This is a genomic window from Collinsella sp. AM42-18AC (assembly GCF_003467965.1).
Lineage (GTDB): Bacteria > Actinomycetota > Coriobacteriia > Coriobacteriales > Coriobacteriaceae > Collinsella.
On record NZ_QSFY01000002.1, the window covers coordinates 162,880 to 180,048 of the forward strand.

Annotated in this window: 13 protein-coding genes; 9 read left to right on the forward strand and 4 right to left on the reverse strand. The window is 61.1% G+C overall.

The window, feature by feature from the left end; all coding sequences use genetic code 11:
- The 3 genes from DW913_RS02395 (at window position 1) to DW913_RS02405 (ending at window position 4,234) form a co-directional block, all read left to right on the forward strand.
- Window positions 1-1,482 carry a glutamate synthase subunit beta gene (locus tag DW913_RS02395; protein WP_117797456.1) on the forward strand — a complete coding sequence of 494 codons (1,482 nt, stop codon included), beginning with the start codon at window positions 1-3 and terminating at the stop codon, window positions 1,480-1,482.
- Window positions 1,483-1,906: 424 nt separating this feature from the next.
- Window positions 1,907-2,614, forward strand: coding sequence for a hypothetical protein (locus DW913_RS02400; protein WP_117797457.1), 708 nt, complete (start codon window positions 1,907-1,909; stop codon window positions 2,612-2,614).
- A 249-nt stretch (window positions 2,615-2,863) separates the two neighbouring features.
- On the forward strand, window positions 2,864-4,234 hold the full coding sequence (locus tag DW913_RS02405; protein ID WP_233541971.1) for an amidohydrolase family protein: 1,371 nt from the start codon (window positions 2,864-2,866) through the stop codon (window positions 4,232-4,234).
- Window positions 4,235-4,367: 133 nt separating this feature from the next.
- Here the strand turns inward: DW913_RS02405 and DW913_RS02410 are convergent, their stop codons facing one another.
- The 4 genes from DW913_RS02410 to DW913_RS02425 all read right to left on the reverse strand — a co-directional run bounded on the left by DW913_RS02410 (window position 4,368) and on the right by DW913_RS02425 (window position 8,007).
- Entirely contained in the window at window positions 4,368-4,841 is a 474-nt protein-coding gene (locus DW913_RS02410; protein ID WP_117716904.1) for a hypothetical protein, read from the reverse strand.
- Between the two features lie 146 nt (window positions 4,842-4,987).
- Window positions 4,988-5,260 (reverse strand): metal-sensing transcriptional repressor, encoded by a 273-nt coding sequence (locus DW913_RS02415; protein ID WP_006235337.1) that lies wholly within the window; start codon window positions 5,258-5,260, stop codon window positions 4,988-4,990.
- A gap of 38 nt (window positions 5,261-5,298) precedes the next feature.
- The gene (locus DW913_RS02420; protein WP_055251893.1) at window positions 5,299-5,520 is read right to left on the reverse strand and encodes a heavy-metal-associated domain-containing protein; all 222 of its coding nucleotides are present in this window, start codon (window positions 5,518-5,520) and stop codon (window positions 5,299-5,301) included.
- Window positions 5,521-5,667: 147 nt separating this feature from the next.
- Window positions 5,668-8,007: a cation-translocating P-type ATPase gene (locus DW913_RS02425; RefSeq protein ID WP_117797459.1), complete on the reverse strand. Its 2,340-nt coding sequence runs from the start codon at window positions 8,005-8,007 to the stop codon at window positions 5,668-5,670.
- Between the two features lie 560 nt (window positions 8,008-8,567).
- On the opposite strand from DW913_RS02425, the gene DW913_RS02430 reads away from it, so the two are divergent.
- From DW913_RS02430 to DW913_RS02455, 6 genes are all read left to right on the forward strand, one after another.
- Window positions 8,568-10,826: a DEAD/DEAH box helicase gene (locus tag DW913_RS02430; protein WP_117797460.1), complete on the forward strand. Its 2,259-nt coding sequence runs from the start codon at window positions 8,568-8,570 to the stop codon at window positions 10,824-10,826.
- 620 nt (window positions 10,827-11,446) lie between these two features.
- Window positions 11,447-12,208 (forward strand): 4Fe-4S dicluster domain-containing protein, encoded by a 762-nt coding sequence (locus DW913_RS02435; protein ID WP_117797461.1) that lies wholly within the window; start codon window positions 11,447-11,449, stop codon window positions 12,206-12,208.
- Window positions 12,209-12,551: 343 nt separating this feature from the next.
- Window positions 12,552-13,064 (forward strand): PTS glucose transporter subunit IIA, encoded by a 513-nt coding sequence (locus DW913_RS02440; RefSeq protein ID WP_158566174.1) that lies wholly within the window; start codon window positions 12,552-12,554, stop codon window positions 13,062-13,064.
- 18 nt (window positions 13,065-13,082) lie between these two features.
- The gene (locus DW913_RS02445) at window positions 13,083-13,937 is read left to right on the forward strand and encodes a PRD domain-containing protein (RefSeq protein ID WP_117797475.1); all 855 of its coding nucleotides are present in this window, start codon (window positions 13,083-13,085) and stop codon (window positions 13,935-13,937) included.
- A gap of 99 nt (window positions 13,938-14,036) precedes the next feature.
- Window positions 14,037-15,653: a PTS transporter subunit EIIC gene (locus DW913_RS02450; protein WP_117797463.1), complete on the forward strand. Its 1,617-nt coding sequence runs from the start codon at window positions 14,037-14,039 to the stop codon at window positions 15,651-15,653.
- A gap of 3 nt (window positions 15,654-15,656) precedes the next feature.
- The gene (locus DW913_RS02455) at window positions 15,657-17,039 is read left to right on the forward strand and encodes a 6-phospho-alpha-glucosidase (protein WP_117797464.1); all 1,383 of its coding nucleotides are present in this window, start codon (window positions 15,657-15,659) and stop codon (window positions 17,037-17,039) included.
- The last annotated feature ends 130 nt before the right edge of the window (window positions 17,040-17,169 follow it).

A 17,169-nucleotide genomic window follows, 5' to 3' on the forward strand; every position in this document is an offset into this window, starting at 1 on the left:
ATGGGTAAGCCCGGTGCTTTTCTTGATATCGATCGCGTGACCCACGAGCTGCGTCCCGTGGAGGAGCGCAGTCATGATTTTGATCCCCTGTATGTGGAGCTCGATGACGACGCACGTCGCGCCCAGGCGAGCCGCTGCATGATGTGCGGCGTGGCGTTTTGCCAGATGGGCGCGAGCTTTGGCAAGGCACGTCCGAGCGGCTGCCCGCTGCACAACTTGATTCCCGAGTGGAACGAGCTGGTGTACCGCGGCCGCTGGGATGAGGCTGCCGAGCGCCTGTCGCTCACCTCGCCCATGCCTGAGTTCACGAGCCGCGTGTGCCCGGCACTGTGCGAGGCCGCGTGCAACCTGGGCTCGGTCGACGGCCAACCCACGACGATTCACGATAACGAGCGTGCGATCAGCGACCATGAGTGGGGAAACGGCGGCCCACGTCGCTTTGAGCCGGCAGGGGAGGACGCGCCCTCGGTCGCCGTGGTTGGTTCCGGCCCGGCTGGCCTGGTGGCAGCATGGGAGCTTGCGCGTCGCGGTGCTCGCGTGACGGTGTTTGAGCGCGACGACCGCCCCGGCGGCCTACTCATGTACGGCATTCCCAACATGAAGCTCGAGAAGTCTGTGGTCGAGCGTCGCGTGGCGCTCATGCGCGAGCTGGGTATTGTGTTCGAGCTGGGCGCCGACGTGAGCGATCCCAAGGTTACCGCCAGGCTCGACGACTTTGACGCCGCCGTGGTGGCTGCCGGCGCCCGTGCTCCGCGTGGACTTTCGGCTGCGAACATTGATGCCCCGGGCGTGGTGTATGCCGTGGACTACCTGACGGCTTCGACCGTCTCGGTGCTCGATGGCGGTGAGCCTGCTATTGACGCACGCGGCCTGGACGTCGTGGTCATTGGCGGTGGCGATACCGGCAACGACTGCGTGGGTACCGCGGTGCGTCAGGGCGCGCGCAGCGTGCGCCAGTTTGAGTTCTTGCCGGCTGCGCCCGATAAGCGCGCGGCAGGCAACCCCTGGCCGCAGTGGCCCAACGTGAAGAAGACCGACTACGGCCAGCAGGAGGCTATCGCTGCCATGGGCGGCGAGATGCGCGCTTGGGGCGTGGACACGCTCGAGGTGCTGCTGGACAAGAAGGGCGCGGCTGCGGGTCTGCGCGTGGTCGATCTGGATTGGTCGGCCGGCAAGCCCGAACGCATTGCGGGCTCCGAGCACGAGGTGCCGGCGCAGCTGGTGCTCATCGCCTGTGGCTTTACGGGTCCGGAACACAGCGTGTTCGAAGCTGTCGGCGTGCCCGTTGCCACGGCGGGCCGCCCGCTGCCCGTGATGGCTTCCGAGGGCTCGCACCTTGCGGCCCGCGTGGATGGTGTTGCTGCGGATGCCGTGCCGGTGTATGTGGCGGGTGATGCCCGCAACGGCAGCTCGCTCGTGGTGAACGCCATGGCCGATGCCCTGGCCTGCGCAGCCGAAGTCGCCGACGCGCTGGAACTGTAAAGTAGTCACGGAGATACTCAACAATCGAATCGGAAAGGGCTGTCCCTAACTGCCGGCACAAAAGGAACGTCCCTAAGTGCCGGCAGTTAGGGACGTTCCTTTTCTGTCGGCACTCGGGGACACTCCTTGCGGATTTGCGAGCAGTTTGCTCGTTTGTCGACGTACGGATGTTCATTTGTCGACTTCTCGGGCTGTGGTCACCTGTTGTTTCTGTGGTGGCTGCGGGCATCTGGCTCAAAAGGGCGGGTTGGCCGTCTATGTCTACCTGCGGTTTTATTGCGGTGCGCATTTTCGATCAAGCTTTTCGTCAAGTGTTTGGTCAGTATCTGGTTTGCAGTCGGAGGCCTATTTTGCCCGCGCTGGTCGTGGCTGCCCACCTTCCTCGTAAGCTCAAATTGAGGTCCATCAGTTTGAGGAGGATGCCATGACTGACCACGCTTTTGACCGAGCAGAGCTAGCCGAAGCCGTCGGCAACGATATTGCCGACATGGCTCACTTTTGGATGCTGCGGAAGTTTCAATTCCTGGAGCCGGCGCGCGAACAGTTCGAGATCATTGTCGACCCGTGGCTCAGCTATTGCACTGAGCCTTCGCAAAACGAAATCATGGCCTACAACATGGCGTTTACCGATTGGCTGCTGTTTGAGCGCCCCTATCGCCATGGCAAAACGCTGCTCGAGCTGTATGTTGACGAGCCGCCGGCATCGCTTTCGCCTGCCTCGCTCAAGCGGCTCGAGCAGGTACGCGACACGCAGTATTTCTCGCGCTTTGGCATTTTGGACAAGAATCCTGCGTCCGGCATGGTCGTGCTGAAGGACACGCGCACCGATCATCGCTTTGATGTCTACGATCCGCATATCGTGCAGAAGGAGCACTGGAGTGACGGCGCGATTGCGGTGCGCCTCGCCTGCGTCGACGATGTCTGGCTTACGGCGGGACAGCTCTACCTGTATGACATCGCGCGGCTGAGCGATACGGCGGTCGATGGGCCGGGTGCGGTGCATCCGGAGGACCTGCAGGACGGCTTTGACACCTCGTGCATCAGCTTCTTCTTGCGTCTGGTCCGCGACATCATGGGCGCCCAGGGGCGGTACGTAAAGTCGCTCAACATCTACGAGCAGGAGTGGGGGTAGAGGATGGGCGGTTGTCGCCTGCCTTGCCTTCTGCCCTTTTGTCTCGATGTGTAACGTTTAACGGCCTGGGGGCGGCCTAACTGTTACAGATTGAGATGTTTCGTCAGCACGGCCGAAGTATCGCCACGCTGTCTCCGTTTGCCCTCACATCTCTCTCGTCCCTCCGTTAACCGATATGCTCGACTTTAGGTCGCTGCATTGGGTGATAATGGACAAATGTTCAAGTTAATCGTGAGGGAGGAGCTCGATATGGCGACTGCCGATCGTTCCACGTTGTTTATCAATGCGACCATTCTGGATGGTTCGGAGCATATGGAGCCGCAACCCGATATGGCCGTGACTGTTGAGCGCGGCGTCATCACCTGGATGGGGCCGAGTGCTGTGGCGCAGGCGCCCGCGGGTGCCGAGGTTATCGACCTGGGCGGTGCGTATCTCATGCCCGGTCTCATCAATATGCACGCGCACCTGTGCGGCTCGGGCAAGCCTGTCTCGGCCGGCGATGCGGGAGCGCTGATGAAGAAGCTCGATAATCCCGTGGGGCGTGCCATCGTCCGCCGCATCCTCAAGGGCAGTGCCCAGCAGCAGCTGGCAAGCGGCGTGACCACGGTGCGCGGCGCGGGCGACCCGCTGTTTGCCGACATTGCCGTGCGCGACGCTATCGACGCCGGTAAGTATCAGGGTCCGCGTCTGGTAGCGCCGGGAACGGGCGTCACGGTGCCGGGCGGCCATGGTGCGGGCTTGTTCGCCCAGGTCGCCAATACGCCCGACGAGGCGGCCGAACAGGTGCGCGACTTGTACGCTCGTGGTGCCGACGTCATCAAGTTGTTCGTGACGGGTGGCGTGTTCGACGCGACCGAAGTTGGCGAGCCGGGCGTGCTGCGCATGCCGATCGATGTTGCCGCGGCGGCGTGCAAGGCGGCGCACGAGGTGGGCCTGCCGGTTATGGCTCATGTCGAGAGCACCGAGGGCGTGAAGGCCGCGCTTGAGGCCGGGGTCGACACGATCGAGCACGGTGCCCCGATGACGCCCGAGATCCTGGAGCTGTATCGCGGCGCCGCGGGCACACAGCTCGAGGGACGCGCGCCGAGCGTGACCTGCACGATCAGCCCGGCGCTGCCGTTTGTATTGCTCGACCCGGAAAAGACCCATTCGACCGATACACAAAAGAAGAACGGCGACATCGTGTGCTCGGGCATCATCGAGAGCGCCCGTGCCGCGCTGGAAGCTGGCATTAAGGTGGGCCTGGGCACGGACTCAAGCTGCCCGTTCGTGACGCAGTACGACATGTGGCGTGAGGCGGCCTATTTTGCCAAGTATGTCGGTGTGAGCAACGCCTTCGCGCTGCATACGGCTACGCAAGTCAACGCCGAGCTGCTGGGGCTGGGCGGCGAGACCGGTACGATCGAGTGCGGCAAGGCCGCCGATATCCTGGTGACGCGCAAGAATCCGCTCGATGACCTGTGCGCTCTGCGTGAGCCGACGCATGTGATGTGTCGCGGTGATTTGGTACGCAAGCTCAAGGTGAAGCGTATTCCCGAGGTGGACGCCGAGCTCGACGCGATTATGGCCATGCCTGCCGAAGCGCTGGCTGAGGAGCTGGCCCGCGACGGTGTGGCGTAGATGTGACAAAGGGGCAGCTCCGTTGCCGCATGCAAAAAGCTGAGGTCTCAACACGAGGCCTCGGCTTTTTTATCGAACAAATACTTAAGATTTGGGACAAACAAACCTGATTAATTTGTCCCGCGTGCGGGCGTTAGGAGCGGGTTTCCATCTTGGCGTGGCACTTGGGGCAGGTGACGCGGATCTTGCCTTTGCCCTTGGGGACGGAGAGCATCTGGCCGCAGTTGGGGCACTTGAGGTATGCTGTGGTCTTGCGACCCTTCCACATCTTCTTGGCCGTGCGCTTGGCACGCTCAAAGTCTTCCTTGCTGGTACCGGCCGTGCGCGAGGCGTTGGCAGCCGCGGCGCCGCTACCCAAGCTCGCGACGAACTTGCCCAGGCCGGGGACGTTAGCGGTCGCGGCGACAAAGGCCGCGTTTTCCTTGCGACGTGCGTCGATGTTTTTGGACAGGCCGCGCAGCACGCCAATCACGATTACGGCGATGGCAATCCAGCTGAGCCACTGGATATGGGCTATCGATCCGATCATCGCGATGACGATGCCGACAAAGCCCATAACGATGGTGAGCTCATCGGCGCCATTGCGGCCCTTCATAAAGTCATTCATGCAAATTGCCTTTCATTCGATATGCCGCACGCCTTTATACCCGATTTAGAGCAAGGGGGACAGGTTATTCTGCACCAATGTGGTGTAAACGTGCCTGTCCCCGATACACCAAGATGGTGCAAAGCAGTCCGTCCCCAATGCCCCAATCACTTGGAGAGCTTGTCGACGACGCGTTCGATCTCGGCGAGCTTGGCGGCCTTGAGGTCTTCGTCGCCCGATTCGATTGCCGAGGTCACGCAACCCTCGATATGCGCCTTGAGCACGTCGGCGTTGATGCGCGCAATGAGCGCCTGCGTTGCCATGAGCTGCGTGGAAATATCGACGCAGTAGCGGTCCTCCTCGACCATCCGCAGGATGCCGTCGATCTGACCGCGTGCCGTCTTGAGCATGCGGGTCACCGATTTATGGTCTGCCATCATGGCGGGTCCTCGTTTCTGGTCGGGGTGCGCGTGGGTCGTTACGCGGCGGTTACGGACAGGGCGTGGAACTTCTCGCCGGCGCCCTCGACGGCGGCGGCGAGCTGCTCGGCGGTCACGGTGTCGGCGCACTCCACCTGGACGGTCTGGGTTTCGTGATCGGCGTCGGCGTCGGTCACGCCGGCCACGTTGAGCAACGCCGTCTCGACGGTGGCGTCGCAGTGGCCGCACATAAGGCCGGAAGTCTTAATTGTGAAACGCATGGATATTCCTCTCTGTTGTGTCGGCTTTCCTAGGCACCCGACCTTGACCTTCAAACCGTCGCTCGCGTACCAAAGTACGCGTCGCTCCTCTTTCAGGTCAATCTCGGGCACCTGGAAAACCCGTTCTAAATGGACTTAATGGTGAGCCTATTTTGCCACTTTGGATCTAAAAGTTCGCAGGCGCAGGGCATTGCTTACGACGCACACGCTCGACAGGCTCATGGCCGCGGCGCCAAACATCGGCGAGAGCTGCCATCCGGTGAGCGGGAAGAACACGCCCGCCGCCAGCGGAATGCCGATGCCGTTGTAGAACAGTGCCCAGAACAGGTCCTGCTTGATGTTGCGAATCGTGGCGCGCGAAAGCTCGATGGCGCGGGCGACGTCCATGAGGTCGCTGCGCATGAGCACCACATCTGCCCCCTCCTTGGCGATGTCGGCGCCGGCTCCGATCGCAAGGCCCACGTCGGCGCGCGCTAGGGCGGGGGAGTCGTTGATGCCGTCGCCCACCATGGCGACCTTGCCGCCCGCATCCTGCAGTTCGCGCACGTGGCGCTCCTTGTCGGCGGGGAGGACGTCGGCGATAACCTGTTCGCTGGTGAGTCCCACGCGGCGGGCGATGGCCTCGGCCGTCACGCGGTTGTCGCCGGTGAGCATGCGCACGTCGACGCCGAGTGAGCGCAGCGCGGAAATGGCTGCGGCGCTCGTCTCCTTGACCTCGTCGGCCACGGCAATGGTGCCGACAAGCTCGCCGTTCTTGGCAAAGAACAGCGGCGTCTTGCCTTCGGCGGCAAATTGCTCGGCAAGACCCGCGGGCACGGTAACGCCCAACTCGTTCATCAGGCGCACGTTACCAGCGGCAATGGCGTTTTGCCCTTCGCGCGCCGTAACGCCACGACCGGGCACGGCAGCAAAGTCCTCGACCATGCGCGCGACGATTCCGCGTGTCTCGCACTCGGCCATAATCGCCTCGGCCAGCGGGTGCTCGCTTGAGCGCTCCAGCGCGGCGGCCAGCTTGAGCAGCGCCTTTTCGCTCATGGCGGACGAGCCGTCAGCGCGCGTGGCTACCACGATATCGGTCACGGCAGGCTTGCCGCGGGTGACCGTGCCCGTCTTATCGAGCACCACGGTGCCCACGCTGCGCAGGTTCTCCAGCGCCTCGGCGCTCTTGAACAGAATGCCCATTTCGGCGCCCTTGCCGGTGCCCACCATAATGGCGACGGGCGTGGCCAGGCCCAGTGCACACGGACAGCTGATCACCAGCACGGCCACGGCGGAGGTGAGCGCTTCGTTCACGCTGCCAGTCAGTGCCATCCACACCGCAAAGGTCACGGCCGAGATCACAAACACCACGGGCACAAATACGCCAGCGACCTTATCGGCCATGCGGGCGATGGGCGCCTTGGTGGCGTTGGCGTCCTCGACGAGCTTGATGATTTTGGCGAGCGACGTGTCGGCGCCCACACGCGTGGCGCGGAAGGTAAACGAGCCCGTGCGGTTGACCGTGGCCGCGTTGACAGTGTCGCCGGCGGTCTTCTCCACGGGGATGGACTCGCCGGTGAGCGCGCTCTCGTCCACGGCCGAGCTGCCCTCGAGCACCACGCCGTCGACGGGGATGGACTCGCCGGGGCGCACACGCAGCACCTGGCCGGGCAGAATGGCATCGACGTCGACGGTGGCCTCGGTACCGTCCTCGGCCACGACGATCGCGGTCTTGGGCGCCAGGTCAATGAGCGCCTCGATGGCGCCGCCGGTTTTGGATTTGCTGCGTGTCTCGAGGTATTTGCCCACGGTGACGAGCGACAGGATCGTGCCCGCACTCTCAAAATACAGGTTGTCCATGCCCGTCATCATGGCCTCGCGGACCTGTCCTGCGGCTAGTTGGTCGGCCATGATAAACATGGCGTAGAGCGACCAGGCGATGGATGCGGTGGCGCCAACGGCGATAAGGGCGTCCATGGTGGGCGCGCCGTGTGCGAGCGATTTAAACCCGTTGATAAAGTACGCGTCGTTGACGTAGACGATAGGGATGAGCAGGACGAGCTCGGTGAGGGCGAGCGTCATGCTGTGGGTATGATCGGTGAAGACGCCAGGCAGCGGCCAGCCGAGCATGTGCCCCATGCCTATATAGAACAACGGGACAAGAAAGACGATTGAGACGATGAGTCGTGTGCGCATGGCGGAAGCGGCGGCCTCCAACTTTTTGGAGGGCGACTCCATATGGGCGGCGCCGGTCCTGGCTTGTGCGCTGCCGCTTGGGCCGGCGTCGGTGCCCGTGCTGACGGGCGAGGCCGAGTAGCCAGCGCGATCGACAGCGGTGCAGATGTCGTCGGGGGTGACCTGCGCGGGGTCATAGTCCACCAGCATGGAGCCGGCGAGCAGATTGACCGCGACGCTCTCGACGCCGTCGAGTTTGCTTACGGCGCGGTCCACGTGCGCCTGACAGGCGGCGCATGTCATACCACCCACATCGAATTTATCTTGAGCCATGGCTTCTCCTTTCTGTGGCTCGGTATTGGAATTGTTAACCTGCCGATACTATACACCCATACCCCCTGGGGGTGTCCAGTGGGGATGAAAATGTATGACATTTCGCTACAGATGCGGGTGGCTGCTCAATCGTTGGCAGCTCATGTCAAACATCTCGATCTGTAACATCTAGCGGGGAAAATGACCTCTAACTGTTACAGATTGAGATTTTGTTTTGCGAGGTTTGAGTTTGTCTCAATCTGTAACAGTTAGACCGGTTTTTGGGTTCTAGATGTTACAGATCGAGACAATCGGCCCAGGCCCGCCTCGTCCGCTCCGTCATCTGTGGTTTACGTGGGGGCATGCGAAGCACGGGTATACTAACCCGCGGCGAATCTGCTCCATCGCTTAGGGCCGCTGCGTCTGGACGGCGCGTGATAGGGCTGCCAAAGCGATCGCCAGCGTGCTGAGCAACGTCCTCTCTGTGCGCACCCGTTTTTGTATGTATTAGCGCACTACCAAGCACGCCCGCGCGGCCGCATGCCGTGCCCATTGCGCGTGCAGATAAGGAACAACAACATATGCGTAATTCTGTATCCGACGTCACCGACGCCGAGATCCTGGACGAGACCCGCGAGGCCATGACCCAGGCTGCCTTCGATGCCGCCGATGAGGCCAATGCTGCCCAGGCCGTCGAGTCCGCTACCGAGAGCCTGCCCGCCTTTGACGAGCTGGGCCTTTCCGACGAGATGCTTCGTGCCATCGAGAACCTGGGCTACACGGCGCCGACGCCCGTGCAGGCCGGCTCAATCCCCGTGGTGCTCGAGGGCCGCGACCTGCTTGCTGCCGCTCAGACTGGCACCGGCAAGACGGCCGCCTTTTTGCTGCCGACCATGAACAATCTGGAGCACATCGCTCCGCCCAAGCCTGTGCGCGAGCGCAGCGGCCGCAACCGCCGTCGCGGCGCTAAAAAGCCCGAGGGCAACGGCCGCGGCCCCGTGATGCTCGTCATCACCCCCACGCGCGAGCTTGCCCAGCAGATCGACGAGGTCGCGAGCAAGATCGCCGACGTCACCGGTCATGTCGCCGTGACCGTCGTGGGCGGCGTGAGCTACAAGCCGCAGACCGCTGCCCTCAAGTACGGCTGCGACATCCTAGTCGCCACGCCGGGCCGTCTGGTCGATCTGATCGAGCAGGGCGCCTGCCACCTGGACGAGGTCAAGGTGCTGGTGCTCGACGAGGCCGACCGCATGCTCGACATGGGCTTTTTGCCCGCCGTCCGCCGCATTGTGCGCGAGACGCCGGCCGAGCGCCAGACGCTGCTGTTCTCGGCCACACTTGACGAGGAGGCTGTGGGCGAGATCACCGACCTGGTGAGCGACCCGGCTCGCGTGGAGATCGCACCGGCCACGTCGACCGCCGACACCGTCGACCAGTTTGTGTTCCCGGTGTCCATCGAGGCCAAGAACAACCTGCTGCCCGAGTTCCTCAAAAAGGAAGGCCCGGAGCGCACCATCGTCTTTATGCGTACCAAGCATCGCGCCGACAGCTGCTGCCGTCGTCTGGAGCGTAAGGGCATCAAGGCCGCCGCGATTCACGGCAACCGCAGCCAGGCCCAGCGCGAGCGCGCGCTTTCGGCCTTCCGCGACGGTACCGTCGACGTGTTGGTGGCAACCGACGTGCTTGCCCGCGGCATCGACATTAGCGACGTGCGCTACGTCGTGAACTTTGACGTGCCGGCCGAGCCGACCGACTACATCCACCGCATTGGCCGCACGGGCCGCGCCGGCGAGCTGGGCTGGGCCATTACGTTTGTGACCGAGCAGGACGTCGATGAGTTCTACGAGATTGAGAAGCTCATGGACAAGACCGCCGACATCTACGAGGCCGGCGACCTGCACGTGGGCCCCAATCCACCCGCGGTTGATCCCGAGCGCGACCCTGCGGCCTTTAAGGTGAAGAAGAAGACCAAGCGAGGCAAGTCCAAGAGCAAGAAGAAGCTTGAGCAGGCGCGTCGCGACGGCAAGCGCAACGGCGACGATTACGGTGATGTGGCCGGTCGTTCCAACCGCGGTCGTGACGAGCGTCGCGGCGACGGCGAGCGTCCGAGCCGTCCCAAGCGCGGCGGCAAGACCCGCGTGCGCGAGGGCGTTCAGGCTCGCGTAGACGAGGCTGTTGAGAGCGTGGCCCGCGAGGTAGCTGCCGAGGAGCGCGGCGGTGCCGCTGCCGTCGAGCAGGCCCCGCGCGGTAACCGTGCCGAGCGTCGTGCCAAGCAGTTCCAGGGCGAGGCGCATCGCCGCCGTCGCGAGGACGAGGACCGTGGAGGTCGTCGCCGTGTTGAGCGCGAGGACGAGGGCCGCGGTTCGCGTGGCGGCAAACGCGGTGCGGGCGACCGTCGTCGTTCCGGTCGCGATGGCGAGCGCGGCGGGCGCAATGAGCGCCGTGGCGGCGAAGGCCGTGGTTCGCGTGACGAGCGTGGTACCCGCGGCGGCGAGTCCCGCGGCGGCAAGCGCTTTGAAGAGCGCGGCGGCCGCGGCGGCGAGCGTCGCGAGGGTGCTCGTGGTAACGGCGGCCGCGGCGGCGCTGGTCGTTCTAACGAGTCGCGCGATCGTCGTGACCCGCGTGCCAGCCGCGATCGTCGCGATGACTGGCGCAACTACGACGATACCCGCGAGGAGCGTCGTGGCGGCTATCGTGGCGGGCGTGGCGGCAACCAGGCCGGTTCCCGTGGCGGCCGCGCCGGCGGTCGCGATAACCGTGGCAGCTATGGCAATAGTCGTGGCGGCAAGCGCGGTAGCAGCTCCCGCCGCCCCGGTGACGGCGGCGGCAAGCGCAAATAACGCACGCATCGCCCGCTAGAGCGAGGTGAACCAAGGGCCCCGAGCAACTACGCTCGGGGCCCTTTTTGTTTGCCGTATCCGATCGCTAGTTCAAATGTGATTTCCTCGGGAATGCATCTAGAGGATGCCGTGGGCCTGTTTCCTACCATGCGGCAATGGGTCCCATGGGGTGCGCCGTGCATTTTTTGGAGTATTCTGCAGTTCGAGTTGTCTGCATATGATTTGACGTCGCCAACGGTGGCCTTCGGATATCCCTAGCGAGCGTTCTGAGTCAGATTTCGTCGTTTTCCGGAGCAGGGGCGCGTCATTCTCGCCATGTCGGGACTTAAAAGGATGCGGCGCCCTACAGTTTTGCCCATCCGCGGCGGTGCTGGCGCGGTCACGTTGCAGAATACTCCGTTTTTTGCACGGGCCAGGATGGGGTACCTCGGGAGAACACGGCGGTATCCCGTAAATATATACAATCTGTACCGTAATTTATACAAAACGAAGAGGCAGACAGCGTAGGGTGGGTGCATTGGGGTGCTTGGTGCATTAAAACGGGGACCCACGTGCCGTATACTCTGGCTGGATGTGAAAACGGCTTGACGCGTTGCTGAGCGTAGGGGGAGGGTGTCTAGATGAGCGTATTCGAAATTGTGTTTAGTCCGACGGGTGGAACGCAGAAGGTGTCTGGCCTTGTGGCTGGAGCGCTGGACAAGAATACCGTTACCGTCGATCTGACCGATAGCGGGTTGGATTTCCACGAGGTCTCGATGACGAAGGACGACGTGGCTGCTATCTCCGTGCCAGCGTATGCCGGCAGAGTCCCTGCCATGGCGGTCGACCGACTGAACATGGTGCGCGGCAACGGGGCTCGGGCTGTTTTGGTTTGTGTATACGGAAACCGCGCGTTTGAGGACACGCTCGTAGAGCTGGAGGACGTTGCGAAGCGCGCCGGATTTAGGGTGGTTGCAGCGGTTTCTGCTATTGCTGAGCATTCCGTTGCTCGTCAGTTTGCTGCTGGGCGACCGGATGCGCAGGATGCGGCGCAGCTCGCAGAGTTTGCGCAGCAAATTCAGCAAAAGCTGTTGGCTGAGGATACATCCGAGCCCTCTATTCCCGGCAATCGTCCTTACAAACAAGCCAGAGGTCACCGCATGGCACCTGAGGCAACAGAGGATTGCGTCTCCTGCGGTGCATGCGCCGCGGCGTGCCCCGTTTGTGCTATCGACAAGGGTGCCCCCAAACGAGCAGCTGGCGAGGCGTGCATCTCCTGCATGCACTGCATTGCCGTATGCCCGCGAGGCGCTCGTAAGCTTGATCCCAACAAGCTATCCGCTGTTTCCCAGATGCTGAGCAAGGTTTGCGTCGTGCGGAAGGAATGCGAGCTCTTTGTCTAGCGCATACGAAATTGGTGCAATGGGGCCAGGTTAATCTGCACCAACCTGGTGCAAACAAACCTGTCCCCAATGCATCAGAGTGAGGAGTGCCCCTGGGTGCCGGCAGAAAAGGAACGTCCCCAAGTGCTGCCTAAATACCGTTTATCGAAGAAAAAATACCGCTCACCGGTCATAATGACTATTCTGGCTTTGGGCTTGTCTACAATAGCTCCCGTAAAAAGAAATGCGGAAGGTTACCGAGTCCCTCGGACGTGGGCCTAACCAAAGTCTTTGAACGGATGTGTCTCTATGGACGCATTCGCTTGATTTTGGTTGGGCTATATTTATGAAGGGACATGCCACCATGGGTTTCTTTTCTCGCCTGATGGGCGGTTCGGATGAGCAGAAGACTGCAGCTTCCGAGTTCGAAATCCTCGCTCCCGTTTCCGGCGAGCTTGTTCATCTAGAAAATACCAATGACCCCGCTTTTAGCAGCCGTGCCGTGGGCGATGGCGTTGCCGTGGTTCCCCAAGAGGGAACGGTGTGCGCTCCTGTTTCCGGCACCGTCGCGGCGCTGTTTCCGACTGAGCACGCGCTGGGCATCATGTCCGACGACAGCTCTGCTCAGGTGATGCTGCATATCGGAATCGACACTGTTAAACTTGAGGGCAAGGGCTTCCATGCGCTTGTTGCTCAGGGTGACCATGTCGACGCGGGCCAGCCCCTCGTCGAGGTCGATTTTGACGCGGTCCGCGCCGCCGGCTTCGATCCCACGGTCTTCGTTATTGTGTGCGAGCGTTCGGAGAACTCGACTCTTCGTGAGCACGCTTCCGGCCCTGTTACTGTTAAAGAGCCTGTCGTCTGGCTTTCCGAGTAAATTCTTGTGGTGGGTACCGTGGTTATCAAGCGAGTTTTCAACAATAACGTCGCAATGGTCACTTCGGACGACGGCTCCGAGCTCATCGTCATCGGCCGAGGCCTCTGCTTTGGCCGTCACGCCGGCGACGCTATCGATGAAGCATCGGTCGAAAAGACCTATGCGCTGCAGGAGGGCACTTCTCAGGATTCGCGTACGATTGACCGCTTGGCACATCTTTTGGAGTCCATCCCCACCGTCAACCTCGTGATTGCCGAGGACATTGTTCAGATGCTCCGTCGAGAGCTCAATGTTGATATCAACGACAAGATCCTCATTGCTCTCGCAGACCATATCGGCCTTGCTTTGGAGCGCGAGCGCAAGGGCGTCTCCTGCGAGAATCCGTTGCTGCTCGAGATCCAGCAGTTCTATCGCAAGGAGTATGCGCTTGCGGGCCGTGCGCTGCAGATTGTCAAGGAGTATATGGGCATCCAGATGAGCGAAGAAGAGCAGGGTTTTATTACGCTGCATATCGTCAACGCCACCATGCCGCAACGCTCCGACCGTCTCATCATCTCGGTCCAGCTCGTTCGCGATGTGCTCGCGATTGTTTCCGAGCGCTATGCTACGACCCTCGATAACACCTCGCTGCCCTATGAGCGTTTCGTTCGCCATCTGCAGTTTTTCGCGCAGCGAGCGCTCGATCCCGCGGCGGGGCAGGTCAATGGCGACGCGCTGTTCCGTATCGATGAAACGGCGTATCCGAGGGCGTTCTCGTGTGCGGAGTCAATTGCCGACCACTTGGCGTCTACCTATAACGTTGTCGTTACCGATGCCGAGAAGAGTTATCTCGCATATCACATTGTTAACCTGCTTGGAGAACCTGGTCTCTAGGCATAACGTGCCCACACATCGATTGATATAAGGCAAGGCTCACGGTCTTGTCCAGGGCACATCTGTCTTAATTTGCGGAAAAGGAAGGGGAGTACCGCTATGACCGCAAAAAAGAAGTTCAATTTCAAAGCGCCGTTGGAGGTGTTCGCGAAGTCGATCGTTCAGCCGATGATGTATCTCTCGGTTGCCGGCATCCTGCTCATCGTGGGCATCATTCTGACCAACAAGACCATCTGCGCCGTGGTCCCCGTGCTGGGCTCCGGCCCGTTCCAGCTTGTGGGCGCCGTTGTCTATCAGTCGCTGATGTTTATCATCAACAACCTCTCGATTCTGTTCTGCGTGGGCATCGCCGGCGCCATGGCAAAGAAGAACAAGGGCCATGCTTCGCTGATTGCCCTGATGTCGTTCTTCCTGTTCCTGCAGGCTAACAACATCGTGCTCAACGCCACCGGCTCTCTTGCCGAAGCGAGCGGCATGCTCGGTCTTACCGGAACCGGCCAGAGCACCGTTATGGGCATTCAGGTGCTCGATACCGGCGTGTTTGGCGGCATCATTCTTGGTTGCATCACCGGTGCCGTGTTCAACAAGTACTCGAACAAGCAGTTCCCCATTGCCCTTTCGATGTTCTCGGGCGTTCGCTTCCCGTTCCTGATCATGATCATCATCTCCTGGATCATGGGCGCTGGCTTCTGCATCGTTTGGCCTCCGGTTCAGGGCGCCATCTCCTCCGTTGCCGGCATCATTAAGGAGTCGGGCAACATCGGTCTGTTTATCTACGGCATGCTCAACAAGCTGCTCGTTCCCACCGGCCTGCACCACCTCATCTACACCCCGTTCCAGTTCTCCGATGTGGGCGGCACCCTTACGCTGGGTGATCAGGTTATCGCCGGCGCCTATCCCATCCGTGTTGCCGAGATGGCGATGACGGGCCAGCCCTTCTCCGATAGCACCTACTTCAACAGCTACACCTTCAACAACCTGTGGCCCTACATCGGTATCGGTCTCGCCTTTATCTTCACCGCTTACAAGGGGAACAAGGATAAGACCAAGGCCGTTATCATCCCGCTGATCATCACTGCCGTGCTCTCCTGTGTCACCGAGCCCATGGACTTCCTCTTTGTCTTTGCCGCTCCCGTGCTCTTTGTCGTTCACTCGGTTCTTTCCGGCATCTTCCTGGTCCTGCTCAAGGTCCTCTCCGTGCCCGCTTCGACTGCAGGCGGCATCATCAACATCGTGGTTTCCAACCTGGTTCTTGGTGTCGATAAGACCAACTGGCCGATGATGCTCGTGCTCGGAGTCGTCAACGCCGCTCTGTACTTCTTCCTCTTCACCTTCCTTATTAAGAAGCTCAACCTTCACACGCCTGGTCGCGAGGAGGAGTCCGAGCTCGCCGAGTCCGTTGCCGAGGGCGAGGCCGCCGCGTCTGTCGCGGTGAAGCAGGGCGCTGTTGCCGCGGCCCCCGCAGAGGGCGTCGATGCAGGTATTGCCGACCTGGTCGCAGGTCTTGGTGGCAAGGACAACATCGAGGAGCTCGAGAACTGCTTTACGCGTCTCCGCGTGAACGTTAAGAACCCGGACCTCATCAATGAGGACCTCATCAACCACGTGCCCAACAGCGGCATCAACCGCAACGGCAATAATATCCAGATCATCTTTGGCATGAAGGTCGCCGAGATGCGCGACAAGGTCGAAAACGCAATTGAGAAGGAGCAGTAAACAATGATCATTACTCTGTGTGGTGGCGGATCCACCTTTACCCCCGGCATCGTCAAGTCCATCGCTCTGCGCAAGGACGAGCTCGACGTTGACGAGATTCGTCTGTACGACATCAACGAGGAGCGCCAGCGCAAGATCGGCGTGCTCGTGGACTGGATTCTGCACGAGGACCTCGGCCTTGACATCAAGCTCACGGTGACCACCGACAAAAAGACGGCTTTTACCGACGCGAGCTTCGTGTTTGCCCAGATGCGCGTGGGCGGCTACGCCATGCGCGAGCAGGACGAGAAGATTCCGCTGCGCCATGGCTGCGTGGGCCAGGAGACCTGCGGTTGCGGCGGCCTTGCCTACGGCATGCGCACCATCTTCCCCATGGTCGAGCTGATCGATGACGTTGAGAAGTACGCCAAGAAGGACTACTGGATTCTCAACTACTCCAACCCTGCTGCCATCGTCTCCGAGGGCTGCCGTGTGCTGCGTCCCAACGCTCGCATCATCAACATCTGCGACATGCCGATCGCGATCATCGACGTGGTTTGCGCCGCACTCGATATCGACAAGAAGGATGTCGAGTACGATTACTTTGGCCTCAACCACTTTGGCTGGTTCACCTCGATCCGCCACAAGGGCGAGGAGGTGCTCCCGCAGCTGCGCGAGTACATCAAGGAGCATGAGATTCTGCTGCCCGATTCGTACCTCAAGGGCATGGGCTCGCTGATGTCTAAGAAGCCCGAGGAGACCACCGACGAGCACCCCGAGCAGAACCGCCACACCAAGGGCAGCTGGTACTACGTCTGGAAGGGCGAGTACGAGATCATGGAGTGCTTCCCGGAGTACCTGCCCAACACGTATCTGAACTACTACCTGCAGCAGAAGGAGTTCGTTGAGCATTCCAACCCCGAGCGCACCCGTGCTAACGAGGTTGAGGAGACGCGTGAGAAGAACCTCTTCGACGGCATCGACCACTACGAGAAGACGGGCGAGATCGACGAGAGCACGTTCTATGCGGGCAGCCACGGCGACTGGATTGCCGATCTGGCTATCGCTCTGAAGAACGACACCAAGCAGCGCTTCCTGGTCATTTGCGAGAACAAGGGCGCTATCCCCAACATGCCCTACGACGCTATGGTCGAGCTGCCTGCCTACATTGGCAAGAATGGCCCCGAGGTCATCAGCCGCGACAACATTCCTCTGTTCCAGCAGGGCCTCATGATGCAGCAGCTGAACTCCGAGAAGCTCGTGGTCGAGGCTACGATCGAGGGTTCTTACGAGAAGGCGCTCAAGGCCTTTACGCTGAACAAGACCGTGCCTTCGATGAAGGTCGCCAAGGAGGTTCTCGACGACATGATCGAGGCCAACAAGGACTTCTGGCCCGAGCTTAAGTAAAGGCAACAGGGTCGCTGGCCGCATACCTAGAGCAATGCCCCGTCCACGTGATTGCGTGGACGGGGCATTGTCATTTGGTAATGCGTTTTATCAAATATGGCATTTATCTGCGGTAATGTTCTATTTCACC